The sequence below is a fragment of the Enterococcus sp. DIV0167 genome (assembly GCF_050541555.1).
In the GTDB taxonomy this organism is placed as follows: domain Bacteria; phylum Bacillota; class Bacilli; order Lactobacillales; family Enterococcaceae; genus Enterococcus; species Enterococcus faecalis.
The window spans coordinates 1,491,670-1,510,732 of the sequence record NZ_CP172933.1 but is presented as its reverse complement, the minus strand read 5'-3'; the positions used below and the strand labels follow the sequence as shown (position 1 = coordinate 1,510,732).

Genomic DNA, 19,063 nt, shown 5'->3' with positions numbered 1-19,063 from the left:
AGTAAGAGCATAAAAAATGAAGAGTTATAGGAGAAAGAAGATGAAAAAGTATTTAAAAATCACAATGGTTTGTATTTTATTGGTAGGATTTTTAGCTGGGTGTACCAATAAAAATGAAAATAAAAAGAAACAGAAAAATACCAAAGAAGCCGTCCAACTGATGTCACCCTCGGAATTAACAACGCTCAACACCTCTGTATTATTGGATTTTCCAGATGCTATTGTCCAAACAGCAGCGTTTGAAGGGTTATATAGTTTAGATGAACAAGACCAATTGGTACCAGCCGTAGCAAAAGCATTGCCGACGATTTCAGAAGATGGAAAAACCTACACGATTTCTTTGAGAAAAGAAGCGGTTTGGAGTAACGATGATCCTGTCACAGCGCATGATTTTGAATATGCTTGGAAAAAAATGATTGATCCTAAAAACGGCTTTGTTTATAGCTTCCTCATCGTTGAAACAATTCAAAATGGTGCAGAAATCTCAGCTGGGAAATTAGCACCCAATGAACTAGGTGTCACAGCTGTGGATGATTATACATTAAAAGTGACGCTCAAAGAGCCAAAACCGTACTTTACGTCCTTGTTAGCTTTTCCTACATTTTTCCCGCAAAATCAAAAAGTAGTCGAACAATTTGGTGCGGACTATGGAACTGCTAGTGATAAAGTCGTCTATAATGGCCCGTTCGTGGTAAAAGATTGGCAGCAAACAAAGATGGACTGGCAACTAGCAAAGAATAATCGCTATTGGGATCGCCAGAACGTGCGCTCAGACATTATCAATTATACGGTTATCAAAGAAACATCTACTGCATTGAATCTTTTTGAAGATGGACAATTAGATGTGGCTACACTAAGTGGTGAACTGGCGCAACAGAATAAAAATAATACGCTGTATCATTCGTACCCAACAGCGACAATGAACTACTTACGCTTAAATCAAAAACGGAAAGGGCAAGCAACGCCGCTTGCAAACGAAAACCTGCGTAAAGCATTGGCTTTAGGAATAGATAAAGAAAATCTAGTCAATAATATTATTGCAGATGGTTCTAAAGCTTTACATGGTGCGATTACGGAAGGCTTTGTGGCGAATCCCACAACGGGTCTCGATTTTCGTCAAGAAGCAGGTAATTTAATGGTTTATAACAAAGAAAAAGCGCAAAGTTATTGGAAAAAAGCACAAGCAGAATTAGGAGAAAAGGTTAACGTTGAATTGATGGTAACAGATGATGGTTCTTACAAAAAAATTGGTGAAAGTTTGCAAGGCTCGCTACAAGAACTGTTTCCTGGTTTGACAATAGAGCTAACCGCATTGCCGACCGAAGCTGCATTGAACTTTGGGCGAGAAAGTGACTATGATTTATTCTTAATTTACTGGACACCAGACTATCAAGATCCTATTTCTACCCTGATGACTTTATACAAGGGCAATGATCGCAATTATCAGAACCCTGTCTATGACAAATTATTAGATGAAGCAGCCACAACCTATGCCTTAGAGCCAGAAAAAAGATGGGCGACACTGATTGCAGCTGAAAAAGAAGTGATTGAAACGACTGCTGGCATGATTCCACTTAGCCAAAATGAACAAACAGTCCTGCAAAATGATAAAGTCAAAGGCTTGAATTTTCATACCTTTGGCGCTCCATTAACGTTAAAAAATGTTTATAAGGAAAAATAAAAAGAGAGCCTGGGCTGAAAATCGCTTTTGATTTTCGGCCCAGGCTTAAATCCTGCTTTTTAACCCAAAATTTGTCACCATTTAGCCTTTTCGGGTTTTATCTCGAACGCTTCTGTTCTAATAGTTCAGAATCAGGTGCAGTGTGGGGCTGGGCATATTTTTTCATATATGTCGGCAAGGCTTGACTAATCTTCGTTGGTAAAACAACATAGTCGGTTTTGGCCAAATCATCACCAATGAGACTGTGTAAGTAGACGGCGCCAGCAATGGTTTCAATTGTCGGCTTAAACTGAGCTAAAAAACCAGCAATGATGCCAGCCAAGGTATCCCCAGTTCCACCAGTAGCCATCCCAGGGTTGCCGCCTGTATTTTGAAAAGGTTCTCCTGCGTGGAAAATTGTGGTGCGATGACTTTTTAAAACAATCGTACTGCCTAATTTTGCTTGTTGGCGCTGGTTATTTGCCAGTGTTTGTTGCTCAATAGGTAAGTGACTCAAACGTTGCCATTCCATTTGATGAGGTGTGAAAACAACTTTTTCAGGATAGGTAAGGGAAAAATTACCTTGGCTAAACAGGGTAATTGCTGAGCCATCGATAATTAACCATTGTTGTTTTTGATGTTGGGCAAGCACCCTCTTCAACATTTGTTGTGCAGTAGCATCTAAGCCTAAACCTGGACCAATTAAAATAACCTCCGCTTGCTCTACGACGTTCGTCAGAAGGACTGTTTCTTCAAAGCCCACGACCATCGCTTCTGGGCATCTTGCATGTAAAGGCCCGTGATTTTTAACATCAGTAATCACAGTGGTGAGACCAGCGCCACTATTGATACACGCTTCGGTACTCATGATGATGGCTCCGCCATATTGTCGGTTTCCTCCGATTAATACAACACGCCCAAAATTACTTTTATAAGAGTCAGAGGGGCGTTGAGTGATGACTTCCTCTAAAATGTCCTTGCTTAAATAGCGCATTCTATCACTCCTTTTCTTGGGATTTCTTTGTTCTCAGTATACTACAAGAGCCCCGAAAAAATCAGTTTATTTAATGTTAAAAGTTACTCTATTGAAGGCAATGAGGTGTATAATAAGGACCAGATAAATGAGTTAGGAGAGTGAAACAGATGGAAGAGAAAAAAACATTTTATATGAGTGGCTACGTAGGAATTGCGAGCTTATTAGTTATTTTAATTGCGGGAATTGGTTTATTTATTTATGGAGCGAGTCATACCAATGGAGTTCTTGTAGTTTTAGGTATTATTTTGTTAATTGGGGCTATTTTATTTTTAAGTTCTTTAACCATTGTTAGTCCCAATCAGGCGAAAGCTATTTTATTTTTTGGTCGCTACTTAGGTACGATTAAAGAAAATGGGTTGTTTATTACCATTCCATTTACGCAAAAAATGAACATTTCTTTGAAAGTACGAAATTTCAATAGTTCTCTATTAAAAGTCAATGACTCTGACGGGAATCCAATCGAAATCTCTGCGGTCATCGTTTTTCGGGTAGTCGATACAGCTAAGGCGTTATTTAATGTCGATTATTATCAAGACTTTGTGGAAATTCAAAGCGAAACGGCAATCCGGCATGTAGCAACACAATATCCTTATGACACTTTTTCAGATAATGATGTAACTCTGCGAGGAAATACCGAACAAATTTCCGAGGAGTTAACCAAAGAATTGCAAGAACGCTTAGCAGTGGCTGGTGTAGAGGTTATCGAAACACGGTTGAATCATTTAGCTTATGCAACTGAAATTGCTAGCTCCATGTTGCAAAGACAGCAAGCAAAAGCAATCTTAGCGGCTCGACAAACAATTGTTGAAGGTGCGGTAAGCATGACACAAATGGCCTTAGAACAGATTGAAGAAGGGCAAGAAATTAATTTTACCGACGAACGAAAAGTACAACTTATTAATAATTTACTAGTCTCAATCATTACTGATAAGGGCACACAACCAGTTATTAATACAGGCGACGTTTCTTCTTAAAGAGGAAGCAACGCTAAAAATAGCAAAAAAGAGTCATCTTTCCGATGGCTCTTTTTTTGATAAACACGAATATTATATAATTTTAATCTATAATATTTCGGTTTTTCTTTGACATCTCTTTTTCTCATTGTTAGAATAACAGTGAAAAAAGGCGGAAGGAGTTATTACATTCATGAAACCATTAGTCGCTGTGATTATGGGAAGTACCTCAGACTGGGCAACGATGAAAGCTGCTTGTCTTGTGTTGGAAGAGTTGGAAATTCCTTATGAAAAACGAGTGATATCAGCACATAGGACCCCTGATTTGATGTTTCGTTTTGCAGAGGAATCACGAACAAAAGGATTGAAGGTTATTATCGCTGGCGCTGGTGGAGCGGCCCATTTACCAGGGATGGTAGCTGCAAAGACAACCTTACCTGTCATTGGTGTTCCAGTTAAAACACGAACATTAAACGGTATTGATTCACTGTTGTCTATTGTGCAGATGCCAGGGGGAGTTCCTGTAGCAACAACTGCGATTGGCTCAGCAGGTGCTACCAATGCTGGGTTATTAGCTGCAGAAATACTAAGTATTGATGATTTACAGTTAGCAGAAAGAATCCAAGCAAGACGACAATCATTGGAAAAAGCGGTTATGGAAAGTGGGGAACAACTTGAATAAACCTTTAAAAGTCGGAGCAACTATTGGCATTATAGGTGGGGGACAGTTAGGGCGAATGCTAGTCATGAGTGGTAAAAAAATGGGTTTCCAAATGATTGTGTTGGACCCGATGCTCAATAGTCCAGCTGGTCAAGTAGCTGACCGTCAAATTGTGGCAGCCTTTGATCAGATATCTGCTTTAACTGAACTAGCAGAGTTATGCGATGTGATCACCTATGAATTTGAAAATATTGAAGTGGCCTCCCTAGAAAAGGCCATCCCACTAGAAAAGCTGCCACAAGGAACAGGATTGTTAAAAATTACTCAAAATCGATTGCTTGAAAAAACGTTTCTTCAATCGATTGGCTGTAAGATTGCTTCTTTTGCGGAAGTGAAAAGTCAGAAAGAGCTGCCACAAGCAACAGAAAAGATTGGTTTTCCATGTGTCTTAAAAACTATTCAAGGTGGATACGATGGAAAAGGACAAGTCGTCTTAAAATGCGAAGAAGATTTCTCCCAAGCGACTGAATTATTAGCTAACGCCACTTGTGAATTAGAAAAGTGGGTGCCTTTCACTAAAGAACTTTCAATCATCGTTGCAGGGAATAAGCATGGTTACCAAAGCTTTCCTGTATCTGAAAACATTCATCGAAAGAATATCTTGCATGAATCAATTGTGCCAGCTCGAATTTCTGAGAATGTGCAACAAAAAGCAGCGGAATTGGCGCAACACATTGCTGAGGAATTAAATTTATCTGGGGTTTTAGCTATCGAACTGTTTTTAACGGATTCAGAAGAGTTGTACGTCAATGAATTAGCGCCACGGCCTCATAACTCAGGTCATTACTCTATTGAAGCTTGCTCATTTAGTCAATTTGATGCGCATATTCGAGGGATTAGCAATTGGGGCATTGGGTTACCCCAGTTACTTCAACCAGTGGTTATGGTGAATCTCTTAGGTGAACACTTAGAAAAAAGCTACCAGTTATGCACGTCAAAACCCACTTGGCAAGTCCATTACTATGGAAAAGCCGAATCAAAAGTTGGCAGAAAAATGGGCCACGTCACCATTACAACCCCTTGTTTATCAGAAACGTTAAAGGAAATTGAGACTGTTGGTATTTGGAACGTAACTTAATAAATGCTTGCTCCAAGCAAGTTTTTTATTTTTACATTCAACAAACACGAACGATTGTTGTTTTTTTGTAACTAATGTAAGTTTTTAACTGATGTGAATCAGCTGACTTAGAAAGAATAGCGTTCATGAAGCTAACGAGAAGAGGGAAAGAATGGAAAAGAAAGCACTTGTGTATACAGGAAAAGCGAAGAAGTTGTATCAAACAGAAAATGCAGCGGTTCTTTTTGTGGAATATCTTGATCAAGCAACAGCTTTAAACGGTCAAAAAAAAGACAAAGTTCTTGGGAAAGGCGCTTTAAATAATCAAATCACTAGTCTAATTTTTGAACATTTACAGCAACAGAAGATTCCCAATCATTTTATCAAAAAAGTATCTGAACACGAACAATTAATTCAGGCCGTAGAAATGATTCCTTTGGAAGTTGTCGTACGTAATTATGCGGCAGGAAGTTTTTCAAAGCGTTTAGCGATTGAAGAGGGCACTAAATTAGTGACGCCCATTATTGAATTTTATTACAAAGAAGATCGTCTGGATGATCCTTTTATTAACGAAGACCATATTCAATTTCTAAAAGTAGCCACTCCTGCTGAAATTGTGGAAATTAAAGCATTGGCTTTACAAATTAATCAGGCGCTTAGTCAACTCTTTCAACGCCTCAATATTTGTTTGATCGATTTTAAAATCGAGATTGGTCGGACGAAGGCCAATCAATTGTTACTGGCAGATGAAATTTCTCCAGACACCTGTCGTCTATGGGATTTAAACACAAACGAACATCTGGATAAAGATGTTTATCGCCGTGAATTAGGAGAAATAGTTCCTGTATATGAAGAAGTTTTACAACGTTTACTAACAGCTAATTGAGGAGGAAGCGCGTATGTATTTTGTCAAAGTCTATGTTACGTATAAAGAATCAATTTTGGATCCCCAAGGTGAAGCGGTTAAGGAAGCAGTCCATCGGCTTGGTTTTACAGAAGTAGCCGAAATCCGTGTCGGTAAGTATTTTGAAATGCACGTCCAGCAGACAGAAGCAATTGAAGAGAAAATTGAACAAATTTGTGATCAACTATTAGCCAATGTAAATATGGAATCCTATCGTTTTGAAATTTTATCTTTGGAGGAAATTTAAATGAAATTGGCAGTGATTGTTTTTCCAGGATCCAATTGTGATGCAGACTTATTGTGGGCTGTCAAAGAGGTGATGGGCGTCGATGCAGAATTTGTCCGACACGATGCCACTTCTTTAGCAAAATTTGATGGCGTATTGTTGCCTGGTGGTTTTTCTTATGGCGATTACTTACGTTGTGGTGCAATTGCTCGGTTTTCGCCAATTATCAATGAGGTGATTCGCTTTGCTACAGAAGGCAAAATGGTTTTTGGTACTTGTAATGGCTTTCAAATTTTAACAGAAATTGGCTTGCTTCCTGGTACGTTGTTAAGAAATGATTCGCTTCGTTTTATTTGTAAAAGTGTCCCATTGAAAGTGAATACGCACACAAAGTTTACAAGCGAGTATCCTGAAAATGTTTCGATACATTTACCAGTAGCGCATGGCGAAGGGAATTACTATTGTGATGAAAAAACGTTGAAAGAGCTGAAAGAAAAGAACCAAATTGTTTTTACGTATCAAGAAAAGGTGAACGGTAGTCTTGAGAATATTGCTGGTATTTGTAATGAACAGGGCAATGTTCTAGGAATGATGCCTCATCCGGAACGAGCGATGGAAGAATTGTTAGGTTCAACAGATGGACGCAGCTTTTTTGCTTCAATCATTAAAAACTTTGGAAAGGAATTAAGCCAATGATGAATGAACCAACACCAAAAGAAATCAAGGAGACACGGTTGTATGCAGAATGGGGACTAACAGATGAAGAATATCATCAGATTGAGACCATTTTGCAAAGAGAACCTAATTATACAGAAACTGGCTTATTCTCCGTGATGTGGAGTGAACATTGCTCTTACAAAAATTCCAAGCCCGTTTTAAAAAAGTTTCCGACGGAAGGGCCACAAGTGCTTCAAGGCCCTGGTGAAGGAGCTGGGATTGTCGATATTGGTGACGGATTAGCTGTTGTTTTTAAAGCAGAGAGCCATAATCATCCTTCTGCAGTAGAACCTTACGAAGGAGCAGCTACAGGCGTTGGTGGAATTATTCGCGATATTTTCAGTATGGGGGCGCGGCCGATTGCTTTACTGGATTCGCTAAGATTTGGCGAACTGACGGATGCACGAACACGTTATTTGTTTCAAGAAGTTGTGGCGGGGATTAGCGGTTATGGAAATTGTATTGGTATTCCAACCGTTGGCGGTGAAATTGCTTTTGAGCCATGTTATCAAGGAAACCCACTTGTTAATGCTATGTGTGTGGGATTGATTCGTCATGATGAGATTCAAAAAGGCCAAGCAAAAGGCGTCGGAAATAGCATTCTTTACGTAGGTGCGAAAACAGGACGAGATGGAATTCACGGTGCGACCTTTGCTTCAGAAGAATTTAGTGAAGGTGAAGAACAGCAACGATCTGCGGTACAAGTAGGTGATCCGTTTATGGAAAAATTATTATTGGAAGCTTGTCTTGATTTAATCAAAAATCATCAAGATATTTTAATCGGCATCCAAGATATGGGGGCGGCTGGCTTGGTTTCTTCAAGTGCTGAAATGGCATCAAAAGCAGGTTCAGGCTTGATTCTAGAGCTGGATAAAGTTCCGCAGAGAGAGACGCAGATGAGCCCCTATGAAATGCTCTTGTCTGAGTCCCAAGAACGGATGTTAATCTGTGTGGAAAAAGGAGCAGAACAGCAAGTTTGTGAATTGTTTCAAACGTATGACTTAGAAGCGGTAGCGATTGGCTCCGTAACAGATGATGGACAGTATCGTGTCTTTCACGGTGGCAAAATAGTCGCAGATGTACCAGTAGATGCTTTGGCAGAAGAAGCCCCTGTCTACCAGAAAGCCTATCAAGAACCAGAGCGGATGCGTGCTTTTAAAAAATTAGCGCCCTTCATTCCAGAAATTACGAATAGCACGGAATTATTAAAACGCCTATTGCAACAGCCAACGATTGCATCGAAAAAATCAGTTTACGAAACCTATGATAGTCAAGTACAAACGAATACAGTGGTGCAACCAGGAAGTGATGCAGCTGTTTTAAGAGTGCGGGGCACCAATAAAGCCTTAGCGATGACGACAGATTGTAATAGCCGTTATTTGTATTTAAATCCTGAAATAGGTGGGCAAATTGCGGTTGCAGAAGCAGCCCGTAATATTGTAGCAAGTGGAGCACAACCTTTGGCTATCACTGATTGTTTGAATTATGGTTCCCCTGATAAACCAGAAAGTTTTTGGGAATTATGGACGTCAGCGGATGGAATCGCCGCAGCCTGCCGTCAGCTAGGAACACCCGTGATTTCAGGGAACGTCTCTCTTTACAATGAAACAGATGGTCAAGCCATTTATCCAACGCCAATGATCGGCATGGTGGGCGTGATTGAAGATGTTTCACAAATTACCACACAAGCGTTTAAACAAGTGGATGACTTAATTTATCTCATCGGTGAAACCCACGCAGATTTTAACGGCTCAGAAATTCAAAAAATGCAACTGGGTCGAATTGAAGGGCAATTACGCTCATTTGATTTAAAAGAGGAAAAAGCAAACCAAGAATTAGTTTTAAAAGCAATTCAAGCAGGCCTAGTTGCTAGCGCGCATGATTGCGCTGAAGGCGGCGTTGCCGTTGCTTTAGCCGAGTCGGCTTTTGCTAACGAACTGGGGTTACAGGTGACACTGCCATTAAAAAAAGAATATCTATTTGCGGAGACGCAATCCCGTTTTATTCTTTCAGTTAGTCCCCAGCATCAAGAAGCATTTGAAACACTTATCGGAAGAAAAGCTCAACATATTGGGAAAGTGACTGAAACTGGTTTGGTCATTCATGCGTTAGATGATGTGATCAATTGTTCAACAAAAGAAGCCAAAGCCTTATGGGAGGATGCGATTCCATGTCTTATGAAGCAAAAAGCTTAAATGAAGAGTGTGGTATTTTTGGTATTTGGGGTCATCCTGATGCGGCACAAGTGACCTATTTTGGTTTACACAGCTTGCAGCATCGAGGCCAAGAAGGCGCGGGAATTGTGGCGAACAATTCTGGGAAATTAGATGGCCACCGTGATTTAGGTTTGTTAGCAGAAGTATTCCAAAAGCAAGAACAACTGAATGCGTTAGAAGGAACGGCGGCTATTGGTCATGTACGCTATGCAACCGCTGGTACGGGTAGCGTGGATAATATTCAGCCATTTTTATTTAAATTTTATGATAGTCAAATTGGGTTAGCACACAATGGCAATTTGACAAATGCCAAGCGTTTACGAAAACAACTAGAAAGAGAAGGAGCTATTTTTCATTCCAATTCAGACACTGAAATTTTAATGCACTTGATTCGAAAAAGCACTGCTGCCTCGTTTCTCGATAAATTAAAAGAGAGCTTGAATTTGGTTAAGGGTGGCTTTGCTTATCTTTTATTAACAGAAACGATGATGATTGCTGCACTGGATCCCAACGGCTTTCGCCCTCTCTCCATCGGACAAATGAACAATGGGGCGTACGTTGTGGCATCCGAAACGTGTGCATTAGAAACAGTTGGGGCTCGCTTTATTCAAGATGTGGCGCCTGGTGAAGTAGTCATCATTTCTGATGAAGGCTTGAAAATAGAGGTTTTCACTACGGAAGTCCAACCGGCGATTTGCGCAATGGAATATATTTATTTTGCACGGCCAGATTCAAATATTGCTGGAGTTAATGTGCATACAGCTCGTAAAAGAATGGGAAAGAACTTGGCGATCGAAAGTCCAGTCGCAGCTGATATGGTAATTGGGGTACCGAACTCGTCATTGTCTGCAGCTAGCGGCTATGCAGAAGAAGCACAGATACCTTACGAACTAGGTTTAGTAAAAAATCAATATGTCGCTCGAACATTCATCCAGCCGACACAAGAATTAAGAGAACAAGGTGTCCGTATGAAACTATCGGCAGTTCGTGGCGTGGTCAAAGGAAAAAAAGTCGTTTTAGTAGATGATTCGATTGTTCGCGGGACCACTATTCGGCGCATTATCCATTTATTAAAAGAAGCAGAAGCGCAAGAAGTTCATGTCAGAATTGCTTCACCGCCATTAAAATATCCGTGTTTTTATGGCATTGATATACAGACGAGGGACGAACTAATTGCGGCAAACTATTCAATTGAAGAGATCAAAGAGCAGATTGGCGCAGATTCGCTGGCTTTTTTGAGTGAAGCAGGGCTGATTGATGGGATTCAATTAAATTATGATGCTCCTTATTCTGGGCTGTGTATGGCTTACTTTAATGGAGACTATCCAACGCCTTTGTATGATTATGAAGAACAATATCAAGCATCCTTGAAAAAAGAAACTAGGAGGAATTGACATGGAAAATGCCTATTCAAAAGCTGGCGTAAATGTTGAGGCAGGATACGAAGTAGTGGAACGAATTCAAAAGCATAGCCAAAAGACACAACGGACGGGAACGTTGGGCATGCTTGGTGGTTTTGGTGGTTGTTTTGATTTAAGTAGTTACAAGCTTAAAGAACCAGTTTTGGTATCAGGAACGGATGGCGTAGGCACAAAGTTACTCTTGGCAATTGAAGAACAGAAACACGAGACAATCGGAATTGATTGTGTAGCAATGTGTGTCAATGATGTCGTCGCACAAGGCGCCGAACCCTTATATTTTTTAGATTATTTAGCGTTAGGGACCGTTAATCCAGCTAAAGTTGAAGCAATTGTTGCGGGTGTTGCGACTGGCTGTTGTGAGGCGAATGCAGCCTTAATTGGGGGCGAAACAGCTGAAATGCCTGATATGTATGAAGCAGATGCTTATGACGTGGCTGGTTTTGCCGTGGGTATTGCTGAGAAAAGTCAACTCTTGACACCAAGTAACGTAAAAGAAGGCGATTTCTTGATTGGTCTTCCTTCAAGTGGTCTTCATTCTAATGGTTACTCTTTAGTAAGAAATGTTTTTTTTAAGAAACATTCGTTTAAAACAACGGACAAGCTTCCAGAATTGGCACCCAAAACGTTAGGGGAAGAATTATTAACACCAACAAAAATTTATGTGAAGGAATTATTGCCATTGTTAAAAGCAGGACTCGTGCATGGGGCTGCGCATATTACTGGCGGCGGGTTTTTAGAAAATCTACCAAGAATGTTTTCTTCTTCATTAGCTGCAGAGATTCAATTAAATAGTTGGCCAGTGCTACCAATTTTTAAATTGCTTCAAAAATACGGTGAAATTCCATCTGAAGAAATGTATGAAATTTTCAATATGGGCTTAGGGATGATTTTAGCGGTGAGTCCAGAGCATGTTGAAAAAGTTCAGGAGCTTTTGCCAGAAGCTTTTGAAATTGGTCGTTTGGTACCTAGGAAAACGAAAGCCGTTATTTTTAAGGAAGCCTTATGAAGATAGCTGTTTTTGCATCTGGCAATGGTAGCAATTTTGAGGCGATTGCTGCAGCTTTTTCCCAAAAAAAAATCGCAGGGCAGTTGAGCTTAGTCTTTTGTGACCAGCCTGAAGCCTATGTATTGACCCGTGCCAAAAAACGCAAGATTCCCGTTGTTTGCTTTTCACCATCTGATTTTCCATCTCGTGGGCAGTATGAAGAACAAGTATTGAAACATTTAAAAGAGCATCAGATCGATTTAATCGTGTTAGCTGGTTATTTGAGAATTATCGGCAAGACTTTACTGGAGGCTTATCCAAAGAGAATCGTCAATATTCATCCTTCTCTGTTACCTAGTTTTCCAGGTCTTCACGGAATTGAAGAGGCATTTCATTATGGAGTGAAAATAACAGGAATCACTATCCATTATGTTGACTCTGGGGTTGATACAGGACCGATTATTTTCCAAACAACCACCAAGATTGATACTGAAGATACATTGGACACATTAGCAGAGAAAATTCATGCTCTTGAGCACGAATGGTACCCAAAAATAATTTCACAAATTGTAAAGGAGACAATGAAATGACCAAAAGAGCATTGATTAGCGTTTCAGACAAAACAGGAGTGACAACATTTGCAGCAGGCTTAGTTGCAAATGGCTTTGAAGTTATCTCCACTGGGGGAACAAGGACTGTCTTAGAAGAAGCGGGGGTACCGACACTTGCTATTGACGACATCACTGGCTTTCCAGAAATGTTAGATGGCCGTGTCAAAACGTTACATCCGAATATCCATGGCGGACTTTTGGCAAAAAGGGGAAACCAAGCGCATCAAAAAGCACTGACTGAACAAGGCATTCACTTTATTGACCTTGTAGTAGTGAATCTTTATCCATTTAAAGAAACAATTTTAAAACCAGCGATCTCTGAAGCAGAAGCGATTGAAATGATTGATATTGGCGGTCCTAGCATGTTACGTTCAGCGGCAAAAAATTATCAAGACGTAACAGCAGTGGTTGATCCTAGTGATTATGAACAGGTATTAAGTGAAATTAGCAGCACTGGAACTAGCCAGTTAGCCACTAGAAAAAGATTAGCAGCAAAAGTCTTTCGTCATACCGCTGCTTATGACGCGCTTATCGCTGACTATTTAACGACGCAAGTGGGTGAAACTGAACCAGAGAAACAGACGCTTACTTATGAACGTAAGCAAACATTGCGTTATGGCGAAAATAGCCATCAACAAGCCACCTTTTATCAATCCGTTGTACCTGTATCATTATCCATTGCTTCCGCTCGACAACTTCATGGCAAAGAACTGTCATATAACAACATTCGAGATGCTGATGCAGCACTCCGGATTGCTAGCGAGTTTACAGAACCTACGGTCGTCGCTGTTAAACATATGAACCCATGTGGAATTGGAACAGGAAAAACGATTTTGGCAGCCTATCGTCAGGCATTTGAAGCAGATCCAGTTTCAATTTTTGGTGGCATTGTTGTTTTGAATCGTCCAGTGGACCAAGCGACTGCGGCTGAAATGCATCAAATCTTTTTAGAGATAATTATTGCGCCTAGTTTTGAGGAAGAAGCTTTGGCACTGTTATCTCAGAAAAAGAATCTTCGTTTGTTAACGTTAGATTTTCATGCTCAAGAAAAAAAAGCGGTGGAATTAGTTTCTGTTATGGGCGGGTTATTAATTCAAGAACAGGATACAGTTGTTGAAAATGACCAAGCATGGCAAGTTGTTACAGAGCGCCAACCCACACCAGCTGAAAGAGACGCATTGAACTTTGCTTGGAAAGCAGTCAAGCATGTAAAATCAAATGCTATTGTTTTAGCCAATGAAAGCCAAACGGTGGGGATTGGCGCTGGTCAAATGAATCGAATTGGGTCAGTAAAAATTGCAGTTGATCAAGCCCAAGCAGCTGGAAAATTACAAGGGGCCGTCTTAGCAAGTGATGCCTTTTTCCCCATGGCAGATAGCGTGGAATATGCTGCACAACATGGCATTCAAGCAATTATTCAGCCAGGCGGGAGCATTAAAGACCAAGCATCAATCGATCTAGCGAATCATTATGGCATTGCGATGATTTTTACTGGGACTCGTCATTTCAAACATTAATTTTTAAAGGAGAAACCGATGAATATATTAGTGATTGGGCGTGGTGGTCGTGAACATGCAATCGCCAAAAAATTACAACAAGAAGACAAAGTCAAGACTGTTTATTGTGCACCAGGTAACCCTGGTATGAGTGGTGATAATATTCGGACTGTACCTATCAGTGAAGAGCAACAAACGGAACTAATTCAATTTGCGAAGGATAATCAGATTGATTGGACATTCGTCGGACCGGAAACGCCATTAATTGAAGGGATTGTAGACGCCTTTCAAGCAGCGGGATTACTGATTTTTGGCCCGACAAAAGCAGCTGCAATAATTGAAGGTTCAAAAAGTTTTGCGAAAGATTTTATGCAAAAATACCAGATTCCAACGGCAGAATATCGGGTCTTTCAACGTTTGGCACCTGCCTTAGAATATATTGAACAGCAAGGAGTACCAATTGTTATTAAGGCGGATGGTTTGGCAGCTGGAAAAGGAGTAGTAGTTGCCGAAACAAAAGCAGCCGCAAAACGGGCGCTAGTTGCGATGATGGAGGAGCAACAATTTGGAGCAAGCGGTCAAACGGTTGTAATCGAAGAATTTTTGCAAGGAGAAGAATTTTCCTTAATGGCTTTTGTTTCTAATGAGAAGGTATATCCGATGGTGATTGCTCAAGATCATAAGCGGATTTTCGATGGGGATGCTGGGCCGAATACAGGGGGAATGGGCGCTTATACACCAGTGCCTCAGATCCCAGAAGAAGCGGTTCAGCAAGCCATTAGCCAAGTCCTGAAACCGACTGCTAAAGGAATGGTGGCTGAAAAACGTCCGTTTCAAGGGATTTTATATGCTGGTTTAATCCAAACAGCAACTGGCCCCAAGGTTATTGAATTTAATGCTCGATTTGGGGATCCAGAAACACAAGTTGTGTTGGCCCGTTTAGAGAGTCCCCTTTCAGAAATAATTTCTTCATTGCTGGCGAAAGAGCAACCAACGATTGTATGGAATGAGTTAGCGAGTGTTGGTGTTGTTGTAGCAGCAGAAGGCTATCCTAATCAATACAAGACAAATCTACCGTTACCCGAAATGTCTGGTGAAACCATCTATTATGCAGGGGTAACTCGTTCAGAACAGGCTCTGGTTTCGGCTGGCGGACGAATCTTTTTAGCAGAAGCAACTGCTTCGACTCTTGAAGAAGCCCGCAAAAAAGTTTATCAAACATTGGATAATTACTCATTTCCTGGAATGTACTACCGAAAAGATATAGGTGCGAAAGGCTTGATTTAGGATTTTCAAAAACAGAGGCAAGGGCATTTAATCGAATGTTTCCTTGTCTTTTTTTTATTGCAAATTCAGATAGGGAGACATAAACTGAAAGTATATCCATCATTAAACTAGAGGAGAAAGCTAAATTAATGAGAGAGAAGCAGATTGAAAAAGTTAGTCAGCGGTTGTTTATTGTTACAAGTATTTTAGCAGTCAGTTTACTATTATTAAGTGCGGTGGTCTATCCTGATTTACCAGCTCATGTGCCCATTCATGTGAATTTTTGGGGCGAGGGTAATTCGTTTGGCCCAAGATCTAGTATATTTATGTGGCCAGCGGTCCTGTTTGGCTTGAGTATTTATCAACGAAGTTATCAATCAGTACAACCATATGGCAGATGGCTGAAGGTATTATTAATCATTGTTAATCTTGGCGCTTTGTTTAGTATTCTGCGTCTATTTATTCATTTGTTGGTTTGAAGGGGTCGAAAGGTGAGAAAATGAGAAAGTTAATTTTGGTTTTTGTGGGTTGTGCCATGGCCTTTTGTTTATGGCCTAATCAAGCAGCGGCTGTAGCTGGTGGCTACGGCGGTGGACGTGTAGAAAGTCCTAGCGGGGGTAATCCCTCGAATGGTTTTTCGCCAAGCGGTGATGGATCAAGAAGTTATGTTCATCATAACGAGACTGGGACCAGCAACACAACGCCACTGGAAGGCTTAATTTCAACAGTGTTTTTTGTTCTTTTTGGGGGCGCGATGATTTGGCAAAGACGCCGCAGAAATCAACCAGTCGATGAAGGCGCTTTTCAAGAAATGTGGGCAGCATTACCTGGAACATCAAAAGAAAAAAAGGCACTCTTAAAAGAAATACAACAAACGTTTTTAGAAATACAACAAGCGTGGGATCAAGAAAATTTGTCTGTAGTCAAAGATAACTATACAGAAAAACTTTATCAAAAACATCTTGCAGTATTACAAGAAAATCAACAAGCGGGCATCAGAAATCATGTAAAAAAAGTGAAAGTAGCGCCAGCTTCGAATTATCATCCTATTAGTGAAACCAGTTTTTCACTGATGCTTCATTTTTCTTGTATTGACTACGAGGAAGATACTCAAAGCGGTCGTGTTTTATCGGGATACAAGCATCAAAAACAATATTTTTCACAACTTTGGTATTTTGATTACAATCCATCTCTTGGAAAATGGCAAGCAGACTTCATTCAACCTAAAGGATAGTGCTAAAAAGCGCTTGGGATTTAAATCCCAAGCGCTTTTTTATTCTTCGATGCGTTTTACAAGCTGTATTTTTTTATTTAATACGTAAATCAGGATACCGCCGACGGTCATTGAAAGAAGTTCACCAAGTCCAACGGTCAACCATGTGTACCAAAAAGGTAACTGATAAAAGAACGTTAAGGGTCCGGCGACAGTGAACATGGACAAAGCAAAAAGAATGGCCGTTAGCATCAGTTTAATCAATAAATTTTGCTGATTTTTTGTCGCAAAATAGGCAATCCATAAGACTACGCACGTCCCAGCGCTACCGATGACTATATCGATGATACCAAGAGGCGAAGCGGTATTGGCAATCGCAACCCCTAACGTAATGGACCAGATATATCGCTTGTTAAAAACGCCTAAATAATTAAATAATTCGGCAAGACGAAGCTGTATCGGACCAAAACTAAGCGGAGCGAGAAGTACAGTGACAACGACATACAAAGCGGTAACTAGCGCCATTTTAGCCAAAGCCGTAGCTGACCACGTACTGGTTTGTGGATTTGATGAATGATTCATTTAAGATTCTCCTTTATAAAACAACGACGTGTTTTAGTGATAACCATAACCAAAGGAAGGGCAGTAAAGCCAACTGAAGTGTTATGGTGTGAGTTGCCTCACTGTGTTACATGTTACTGAAGAACAGACACTCTGTAAAGTCTTTTTATTTCATGGTCCAACCACCATCGATGGTCATAACTGTGCCATGGATATAATCAGCGTCATCACTAGCTAGAAATAATGAAAGTTTTGCTACTTCTTGTGGCTGCGCCCAACGGCCCGCGGGTGTTTCACGTGCTACCCAAGTAGCCATTTCACCTTCTCCTGCAAAATCAGCTGCGTTCATGGGTGTTTGGATGGCACCTGGCGCAATCGCATTTGCTCGAATGCCTAATTTGGCATAATCGTAGGAAAGTTGTTTTGTATACCCGATGATTGCGTGTTTGGAGGCAGTGTACGCTGCGCCGCCGCCCCCAGCTACTAAGCCAGCGATAGATGCCATATTAACGATTACTCCTTTTTTTTGTTGGAGGAAATAAGGTAATAGAGCATTGGTCACTAAAAAGACACTTTTTAAATTGGTTGCTAAAATTTGATCCCATAAAGCTTCCGAAGTTTCTAGAGAAGGACGATAATCATCTAAAATACCTGCCGTATTTAATAAAATATCAATTTGGCCGTTGTTTTTCACAATTTGTTTCATCGTGGCTTGCACAAATGAGGGAGAAGACACATCACCGACAAAATAAGTAAATGGCTTAGTAGAATCTGGGTTAACCAGTGCGGCTGTCTGCTTTAACCCCGTTTCGTCTAGGTCGATGCCAATAACTTCAGCACCTTGCTCAGCAAAGGCAATTGCTTGTGCTTGGCCAATCCCTGAAGCTGCACCGGTTACAAGCACCCGTTTTGTTTCAAATTCTTTTGGCATAAGAAAAACTCCTTTAAACATTTAAAAATTAAGGTCTGGAAGAACGAGCAATCGCCGTAATCTGCCAGACCTTATGTGTGTAGTTATGCTTCAACAATCACCCAATCTTCTGCTAAGACATCACAAGGTGTTGGTGAAAACATGCTGTAGCCTTCATCAGAAGTTTTGATTAAAAAATACGGGGTAACTTGTAAAAATTCACCTTCGGAGGTGCCAATTTCATCACGTAATTCAATAAAAAGTTCGAAACCGCTCCAGCCTTTACGTACGGCTTTTTTTCCTGCTTTAATCTGTGGCAATACTTCTTCAAATGTCATTTGATTGTGCTCCTTTTTCGTTAAATGGTAGTTCGTGATAGCTCGTTGCGCCTTTTTCAATTGTCAACTGACCGTTAAGTAGATCCGTCATTTCAGCTATAAATGTTTCTGTTGCTTGTTCATCTACTAAACAAATTAACTGAATAGACTCTGTGTAAATAGTTTCTTTAAGCGTGTAGGGACTATGTTCCAAAAAGGCTTGGGCTTTTCCTAATAAAGGATAGGCGATCGTAATCAATAGTTCTTGTTGCAATTTGCCAATGACTAAACCAATTTCATCTAAAGTGTGGGAAAGAGCATGACTATATGCTCGGATTAAACCGCCAGCGCCTAATTTTATTCCGCCAAAATAACGAGTGACAACAGCCACTACGTTGATTAACTCTTTTTTCTTTAAGACTTCTAGCATTGGAACACCAGCAGTGCCACTAGGTTCGCCGTCATCGCTGCTCCGCTGAATGTCATTTTTTTCGCCGATCACAAAAGCACTACAACTATGATTGGCTTTCCAATGTTCTTTTTTTATTGCGGCGATAAAGGCTTTTGCTTCTTCTTCTGATGTTACGCGCTTTACAGAACAGATAAACCGCGATTTCTTGATTTCAATCTCGCTGAAACCATCTTGTTTGACTGTAATATAGCTTTCTAACATATGGGCATCCTTTTCTCTCGTAATAAAGTCAGTATAAAAAAGAATCAACTGAATAGCAACTTTTTCTCTCATCTTTTTTGTGAGATTTTTGGAAAAAAACGTTATAATAAGGTATGATAG

Annotated in this window: 20 protein-coding genes; 15 read left to right on the top strand and 5 right to left on the bottom strand. The window is 40.4% G+C overall.

Translation table 11 applies throughout. The annotated features are described in order from the left end of the window. The first annotated feature begins 40 nt into the window (after positions 1 to 40). Positions 41 to 1,681 (top strand): peptide ABC transporter substrate-binding protein, encoded by a 1,641-nt coding sequence (locus IGM09_RS07390; protein ID WP_010828822.1) that lies wholly within the window; start codon positions 41 to 43, stop codon positions 1,679 to 1,681. 97 nt (positions 1,682 to 1,778) lie between these two features. Here the strand turns inward: IGM09_RS07390 and IGM09_RS07385 are convergent, their stop codons facing one another. After that, positions 1,779 to 2,654: an NAD(P)H-hydrate dehydratase gene (locus IGM09_RS07385; RefSeq protein WP_010707493.1), complete on the bottom strand. Its 876-nt coding sequence runs from the start codon at positions 2,652 to 2,654 to the stop codon at positions 1,779 to 1,781. 149 nt (positions 2,655 to 2,803) lie between these two features. On the opposite strand from IGM09_RS07385, the gene IGM09_RS07380 reads away from it, so the two are divergent. The 14 genes from IGM09_RS07380 (at position 2,804) to IGM09_RS07315 (ending at position 16,503) form a co-directional block, all read left to right on the top strand. Further along, positions 2,804 to 3,670, top strand: a complete 867-nt coding sequence (locus IGM09_RS07380) for an SPFH domain-containing protein (protein ID WP_002366818.1) — start codon at positions 2,804 to 2,806, stop codon at positions 3,668 to 3,670. 172 nt (positions 3,671 to 3,842) lie between these two features. Further along, positions 3,843 to 4,331 carry a 5-(carboxyamino)imidazole ribonucleotide mutase gene (purE, locus tag IGM09_RS07375; RefSeq protein ID WP_033625012.1) on the top strand — a complete coding sequence of 163 codons (489 nt, stop codon included), beginning with the start codon at positions 3,843 to 3,845 and terminating at the stop codon, positions 4,329 to 4,331. Then, positions 4,324 to 5,448: a 5-(carboxyamino)imidazole ribonucleotide synthase gene (purK, locus tag IGM09_RS07370; RefSeq protein WP_033625011.1), complete on the top strand. Its 1,125-nt coding sequence runs from the start codon at positions 4,324 to 4,326 to the stop codon at positions 5,446 to 5,448. The genes purE and purK overlap by 8 nt, the downstream gene beginning before the upstream one ends. A 151-nt stretch (positions 5,449 to 5,599) precedes the next feature. Then, entirely contained in the window at positions 5,600 to 6,313 is a 714-nt protein-coding gene (gene purC / locus IGM09_RS07365; protein WP_002357270.1) for a phosphoribosylaminoimidazolesuccinocarboxamide synthase, read from the top strand. 13 nt (positions 6,314 to 6,326) lie between these two features. Beyond that, positions 6,327 to 6,578: a phosphoribosylformylglycinamidine synthase subunit PurS gene (gene purS / locus IGM09_RS07360; protein WP_002357271.1), complete on the top strand. Its 252-nt coding sequence runs from the start codon at positions 6,327 to 6,329 to the stop codon at positions 6,576 to 6,578. Next, positions 6,579 to 7,253, top strand: a complete 675-nt coding sequence (gene purQ, locus IGM09_RS07355; protein ID WP_033625010.1) for a phosphoribosylformylglycinamidine synthase subunit PurQ — start codon at positions 6,579 to 6,581, stop codon at positions 7,251 to 7,253. It abuts the gene before it with no gap. Continuing rightward, positions 7,250 to 9,469, top strand: a complete 2,220-nt coding sequence (purL, locus tag IGM09_RS07350; protein ID WP_033625008.1) for a phosphoribosylformylglycinamidine synthase subunit PurL — start codon at positions 7,250 to 7,252, stop codon at positions 9,467 to 9,469. Before purQ ends, purL begins: the two co-directional genes overlap by 4 nt. After that, positions 9,445 to 10,884 (top strand): amidophosphoribosyltransferase, encoded by a 1,440-nt coding sequence (gene purF / locus IGM09_RS07345; RefSeq protein WP_002394511.1) that lies wholly within the window; start codon positions 9,445 to 9,447, stop codon positions 10,882 to 10,884. The genes purL and purF overlap by 25 nt, the downstream gene beginning before the upstream one ends. A 1-nt stretch (position 10,885) precedes the next feature. After that, positions 10,886 to 11,917, top strand: a complete 1,032-nt coding sequence (gene purM, locus IGM09_RS07340) for a phosphoribosylformylglycinamidine cyclo-ligase (protein WP_010730797.1) — start codon at positions 10,886 to 10,888, stop codon at positions 11,915 to 11,917. Further along, positions 11,914 to 12,486 carry a phosphoribosylglycinamide formyltransferase gene (gene purN, locus IGM09_RS07335; RefSeq protein ID WP_002357276.1) on the top strand — a complete coding sequence of 191 codons (573 nt, stop codon included), beginning with the start codon at positions 11,914 to 11,916 and terminating at the stop codon, positions 12,484 to 12,486. Before purM ends, purN begins: the two co-directional genes overlap by 4 nt. Further along, a complete protein-coding gene (gene purH, locus IGM09_RS07330) occupies positions 12,438 to 14,024 on the top strand; it encodes a bifunctional phosphoribosylaminoimidazolecarboxamide formyltransferase/IMP cyclohydrolase (protein ID WP_016616887.1) in 1,587 nt (528 codons plus the stop codon). The genes purN and purH overlap by 49 nt, the downstream gene beginning before the upstream one ends. An 18-nt stretch (positions 14,025 to 14,042) precedes the next feature. Next, a complete protein-coding gene (gene purD / locus IGM09_RS07325; protein WP_033625006.1) occupies positions 14,043 to 15,290 on the top strand; it encodes a phosphoribosylamine--glycine ligase in 1,248 nt (415 codons plus the stop codon). Between the two features lie 128 nt (positions 15,291 to 15,418). Beyond that, positions 15,419 to 15,748 (top strand): DUF1648 domain-containing protein, encoded by a 330-nt coding sequence (locus IGM09_RS07320; protein WP_002371050.1) that lies wholly within the window; start codon positions 15,419 to 15,421, stop codon positions 15,746 to 15,748. 20 nt (positions 15,749 to 15,768) lie between these two features. After that, complete coding sequence (locus tag IGM09_RS07315) at positions 15,769 to 16,503, top strand: TIM44-like domain-containing protein (protein ID WP_010707504.1); 735 nt, start codon at positions 15,769 to 15,771, stop codon at positions 16,501 to 16,503. 39 nt (positions 16,504 to 16,542) lie between these two features. Here the strand turns inward: IGM09_RS07315 and IGM09_RS07310 are convergent, their stop codons facing one another. The 4 genes from IGM09_RS07310 to IGM09_RS07295 all read right to left on the bottom strand — a co-directional run bounded on the left by IGM09_RS07310 (position 16,543) and on the right by IGM09_RS07295 (position 19,015). Next, complete coding sequence (locus tag IGM09_RS07310; RefSeq protein WP_010707505.1) at positions 16,543 to 17,064, bottom strand: QueT transporter family protein; 522 nt, start codon at positions 17,062 to 17,064, stop codon at positions 16,543 to 16,545. A 145-nt stretch (positions 17,065 to 17,209) separates the two neighbouring features. After that, positions 17,210 to 17,995 carry a 3-oxoacyl-ACP reductase gene (locus IGM09_RS07305; protein ID WP_002394932.1) on the bottom strand — a complete coding sequence of 262 codons (786 nt, stop codon included), beginning with the start codon at positions 17,993 to 17,995 and terminating at the stop codon, positions 17,210 to 17,212. Positions 17,996 to 18,057: 62 nt separating this feature from the next. Then, positions 18,058 to 18,291, bottom strand: a complete 234-nt coding sequence (locus IGM09_RS07300; protein ID WP_002357284.1) for a DUF2829 domain-containing protein — start codon at positions 18,289 to 18,291, stop codon at positions 18,058 to 18,060. Beyond that, positions 18,281 to 19,015 (bottom strand): YigZ family protein, encoded by a 735-nt coding sequence (locus tag IGM09_RS07295; protein WP_033625005.1) that lies wholly within the window; start codon positions 19,013 to 19,015, stop codon positions 18,281 to 18,283. The genes IGM09_RS07300 and IGM09_RS07295 overlap by 11 nt, the downstream gene beginning before the upstream one ends. Positions 19,016 to 19,063: the final 48 nt, after the last annotated feature.

Excerpts from the sequence above, each read along its gene's own strand:
- IGM09_RS07390 (WP_010828822.1), top strand. The coding sequence starts at position 41 with ATGAAAAAGTATTTAAAAATCACAATGGTTTGTATTTTATTGGTAGGA.
- IGM09_RS07385 (WP_010707493.1), bottom strand. The coding sequence starts at position 2,654 with ATGCGCTATTTAAGCAAGGACATTTTAGAGGAAGTCATCACTCAACGC.
- IGM09_RS07380 (WP_002366818.1), top strand. The coding sequence starts at position 2,804 with ATGGAAGAGAAAAAAACATTTTATATGAGTGGCTACGTAGGAATTGCG.
- purE (WP_033625012.1), top strand. The coding sequence starts at position 3,843 with ATGAAACCATTAGTCGCTGTGATTATGGGAAGTACCTCAGACTGGGCA.
- purC (WP_002357270.1), top strand. The coding sequence starts at position 5,600 with ATGGAAAAGAAAGCACTTGTGTATACAGGAAAAGCGAAGAAGTTGTAT.
- purS (WP_002357271.1), top strand. The coding sequence starts at position 6,327 with ATGTATTTTGTCAAAGTCTATGTTACGTATAAAGAATCAATTTTGGAT.
- purQ (WP_033625010.1), top strand. The coding sequence starts at position 6,579 with ATGAAATTGGCAGTGATTGTTTTTCCAGGATCCAATTGTGATGCAGAC.
- purL (WP_033625008.1), top strand. The coding sequence starts at position 7,250 with ATGATGAATGAACCAACACCAAAAGAAATCAAGGAGACACGGTTGTAT.
- purF (WP_002394511.1), top strand. The coding sequence starts at position 9,445 with ATGTCTTATGAAGCAAAAAGCTTAAATGAAGAGTGTGGTATTTTTGGT.
- purM (WP_010730797.1), top strand. The coding sequence starts at position 10,886 with ATGGAAAATGCCTATTCAAAAGCTGGCGTAAATGTTGAGGCAGGATAC.
- purN (WP_002357276.1), top strand. The coding sequence starts at position 11,914 with ATGAAGATAGCTGTTTTTGCATCTGGCAATGGTAGCAATTTTGAGGCG.
- purH (WP_016616887.1), top strand. The coding sequence starts at position 12,438 with ATGGTACCCAAAAATAATTTCACAAATTGTAAAGGAGACAATGAAATG.
- purD (WP_033625006.1), top strand. The coding sequence starts at position 14,043 with ATGAATATATTAGTGATTGGGCGTGGTGGTCGTGAACATGCAATCGCC.
- IGM09_RS07320 (WP_002371050.1), top strand. The coding sequence starts at position 15,419 with ATGAGAGAGAAGCAGATTGAAAAAGTTAGTCAGCGGTTGTTTATTGTT.
- IGM09_RS07315 (WP_010707504.1), top strand. The coding sequence starts at position 15,769 with ATGAGAAAGTTAATTTTGGTTTTTGTGGGTTGTGCCATGGCCTTTTGT.
- IGM09_RS07310 (WP_010707505.1), bottom strand. The coding sequence starts at position 17,064 with ATGAATCATTCATCAAATCCACAAACCAGTACGTGGTCAGCTACGGCT.
- IGM09_RS07305 (WP_002394932.1), bottom strand. The coding sequence starts at position 17,995 with ATGTTTAAAGGAGTTTTTCTTATGCCAAAAGAATTTGAAACAAAACGG.
- IGM09_RS07300 (WP_002357284.1), bottom strand. The coding sequence starts at position 18,291 with ATGACATTTGAAGAAGTATTGCCACAGATTAAAGCAGGAAAAAAAGCC.
- IGM09_RS07295 (WP_033625005.1), bottom strand. The coding sequence starts at position 19,015 with ATGAGAGAAAAAGTTGCTATTCAGTTGATTCTTTTTTATACTGACTTT.